This window comes from Streptomyces alkaliphilus, from assembly GCF_014141535.1.
GTDB classification, from domain to species: domain Bacteria; phylum Actinomycetota; class Actinomycetes; order Streptomycetales; family Streptomycetaceae; genus Streptomyces; species Streptomyces alkaliphilus.
Genome location: NZ_VKHT01000576.1, coordinates 1 through 3343, shown reverse-complemented (window position 1 = coordinate 3343; position 3343 = coordinate 1). Strand labels below are relative to the sequence as shown.

Genomic DNA, 3343 nt, shown 5'->3' with positions numbered 1-3343 from the left:
GGCCTCAGGTGTCCCCGACCGGTCGCTCACCGGGCGGGGCTCCGGGGGTGTCCTCCGGCCCCGGACCCGGCCCGGGCACGGGCCCGCCCGGTGTCGGGCGGGCCCGTTGGGCCGAACGGGGCATCCGGCGGATGCTGCGGGGCAGCTGTGGACGTCGCAACTCCGGGTAATCCGTGTTCAGCGCCCGCACCAGCGAGATCATCATGAGGAAGGCGAGCAGGAAGAACGGCAACCCGAGCACGGTGATCACCTCGGCCAGGGCGTCGAGGCCGGACTTGCCGGTGGCCGCGATGAGGGTCCCGGCCACCACCCCCTCCGTGATCGCCCAGAAGACCCGCTGTCGCACCGGCCCGGGCTCCTCCCGGTCCCCCGAGCACAGGGTGTCCACCACCAGGGAGGCCGAGTCCGAGGAGGTGGTGAAGAAGATGACGACGATGAGGACCGACACCCCCGAGACGACGGTCGCCAGCGGATAGTTCTCCAGGAAGACGAAGAGCGCCCGGGACACGTCCCCCTGCACCACCACCGCCTCCACCAGGCCGGTGTCGCCCTCCCGCTCGATGTCGATCGCCGAGAGCCCGAAGACGCTGAACCAGACGATGGTGAAGGCCGTGGGCAGGGCCAGTACACCCAGCACGAACTCCCGGATCGTCCGGCCGCGGGAGATGCGCGCGATGAACATCCCCACGAAGGGGGACCAGGTGATGGTCCACGCCCAGTAGAAGACCGTCCACTGCCCCTGCCAGCCGGTGTTGGCGAAGGTGTCGTTCCAGAACGCCAGGGGCACCAGCGAGCCGAGGTAGACGCCGAGCATCTCGATGATGCCGCGTGCCAGGAAGACGGTGGCCCCGGTGAGGAAGACGAAGGTCAGCAGGCCGACCGCCATGCCGATGTTCAGGGTGGAGAGGCGCTTGATGCCGCGGTCCAGGCCGAGCGCCACCGAGATGGTGGCGATGATCGTGACCACGGTGATCAACAGCACCTGAACCGGCTGGCTCTCCTCGATGCCGAACAGTTGCGCCAGACCGCTGTTGATCTGCAGGGTGCCCAGACCGATGGAGACGGCGACGCCGAAGAGGGTGCCCAACACGGCCGTGATGTCGACCACCCGTCCCAGGGGACCGTGGATCCGGTCCCCCAGGATCGGCTGGAGCACCGAGCTGAGCCGGAACGGCAGGCGACGCTGGTGGACGAAGTAGGCGAAGGCGAGAGCCGGCAGGCAGAAGATCGACCAGGTGTGCAGGCCGAAGTGGTAGAAGGAGAAGGCCATCGCCAGTTCGGCGGCCTCCTCCGAGCGGGGCTCCACGTCGGCGCGCGGCGGCTCGGCCCAGTGACTGATCGGTTCGGCCACGCCCCAGAACATCAGGATGGTGCCGATACCCGCGGCGAACAGCATCGCGAACCAGGCACGGTTGCCGTACTCCGGGCGGGCGTCGTGTCCACCCAGTCGGACGTGTCCCCACCGACTGAGGGCGATCCACACCAGGAAGAGCAGGAACGTGGTCACGCCCAGGATGTAGAGCCACCCCAGGTGGTGCAGGATCCACCCGGAGAGGCGGCTGAAGACCCGGTCCACGGTTTCGGTGGCGGCGATCGCGACGGTCACGAAGGCCACGGTGAGACCGGCCGAGACGAAGAAGATCACGGTGTCGGTCCGCAACCCCAGGCGACGACCGAGACGGTCCAGGAACGCGGTCAACCGGCTCACTCCCCGATGGCTGGACGCGGCTTCCCCCGACCATCGACGAGGGCGGGGTGGCCCGAGGGGAGCCACGCCGGTGAGCCACCCGAACGGAACCTCGGGGTCGGCGACCGGGGAGTGACTCCGGGACGGCTTCGGAGGTCCTGAAGTCCGGGGCGGAAGACCGGAAGGCGGTGGGGTGGGGTGGGAACCCGACAGAGGTCGGTTCCCACCCCGCCACACCGCCTCACGGCGCCGCGGTCCGCTCGACGAGCAGGCGGACCAGCGCCTCGGGGCCTCCCTCCCGTACGGCCCGGCGCTGGCGTTCGGCACCGGTGCCCTCGCGCAGGATCCGTTCCACGCCGGAGGTGACCCGCTCCTCGTCCCCCGATCGGGCGAGCGCGGGACCGATGTGCTCCAACAGTTGTCCCACCACGTCCGCGGCGGGCCGGGCCCGCCCGGCGAAGGGGTCGACCAGGGTCCCGCCCAGACCGTGCCGGGCGGCGTGCCAATCGGCGACCCCCAGCAGTTCGGCGGGGATGTCCGGCAACGGTGTCCCCGCCTTCTCCTCCTCCAGGGCGGTGATCGCCAGCGCCCGGACGACACCGGCGAGGACGACCGCGTCCTCCACCTCCAGTTGGGTGTCCAGGGCGCGCACCTCGACCGTGGGGTAGTTCTCCGAGAGCCTGGCCCGCCAGTACAGCTGCCCCCGGTCGGTGATCACACCGGTGGCCAGCAGGGCGTCCACCCGACGCTCGTAATCCTCCGCGTCGACGAAGCGGGGCGGCAGACCACTGACCGGCCAGCGGTCGAAGACGACCGTGCGCCAGTCGGCGAATCCGGTGTCCCGTCCCTCCCACATCGGGGAATTGGCACCCATCGCGCCGAGCACCGGCAACCAGGGACGCAACCGGTTGAGCACCGCCACACCGGCGGCACGGTCGGGCACCGCCACGTGGCAGTGCATGCCGTTGATCAATTGTTCGTCCACCAACTGCCGGGCCTCACGGGAGAGCATCCGGTACCGGGGACGGTCGGTCACCGGTACCGGATCCGTGCCGATGAACGGCGCCGATCCGCAGGCCGCGATCCGGCAGCCCGCGCTGCGCGCGGCCTGGTCCAGGGACCCCCGCAACCGCCTCAGGTGGTCGGCGACCTCCTCGAGTCCGACGCACACCGGTGTCGCGATCTCCACCTGCACCTGCAGCAGTTCCAACTGCACCTCGTCACCGCCGGCGGTGGGAACCCCGCCGATGGCGGCACGGGTCCGCTCCGCCTCCGGCACCGGCAGCCCGGTCACCGGATCGACCAGCAGATATTCCTCTTCGACACCCAGCGTCATCATGGACAGCGGATACCCCGGCGCCTCCCGCGCAATCCCGCCGGTGGGAGCCCCGGGCGCACCCTCATCCGTCGAGGACGACGGTGTGCGGCACCCCGGTGGAGGGAGGTGGGAGGAGGGACCGCGCACCGTCGCGGTACTCGCGCGGACTGACCCCGCGCACCCGTTTGAACGCCGCGCTCAGCGCGAAGGCGCTGCCGTACCCGACCTTCCGGGCCGCCCCCTCCAGGGTGCACCCCGGCCGCCGGAGCAGGTCCGCCACCCGACGGCCGGTCTCGCCGGTGCCGCCGATGAGCAGCGTCGGGGCGGAGCGGGGAGAG

The 3343-nt window shown here is 70.8% G+C and carries 3 protein-coding genes; all 3 read right to left on the bottom strand.

The window, feature by feature from the left end; all coding sequences use genetic code 11:
* Nucleotides 1–4: 4 nt before the first annotated feature.
* Nucleotides 5–1699, bottom strand: a complete 1695-nt coding sequence (locus FNQ90_RS16895) for a BCCT family transporter (RefSeq protein ID WP_228471323.1) — start codon at nucleotides 1697–1699, stop codon at nucleotides 5–7.
* Between the two features lie 229 nt (nucleotides 1700–1928).
* A complete protein-coding gene (locus FNQ90_RS16890; protein ID WP_182607146.1) occupies nucleotides 1929–3026 on the bottom strand; it encodes a carboxylate-amine ligase in 1098 nt (365 codons plus the stop codon).
* A 61-nt stretch (nucleotides 3027–3087) separates the two neighbouring features.
* The coding region (locus FNQ90_RS16885; RefSeq protein ID WP_323380018.1) for a helix-turn-helix domain-containing protein at nucleotides 3088–3343 on the bottom strand (256 nt) is incomplete at its 5' end.

Bases quoted from the DNA above. Each gene is read 5' to 3' on its own strand.
- FNQ90_RS16890 (WP_182607146.1), bottom strand. From the start codon at position 3,026: ATGATGACGCTGGGTGTCGAAGAGGAATATCTGCTGGTCGATCCGGTG.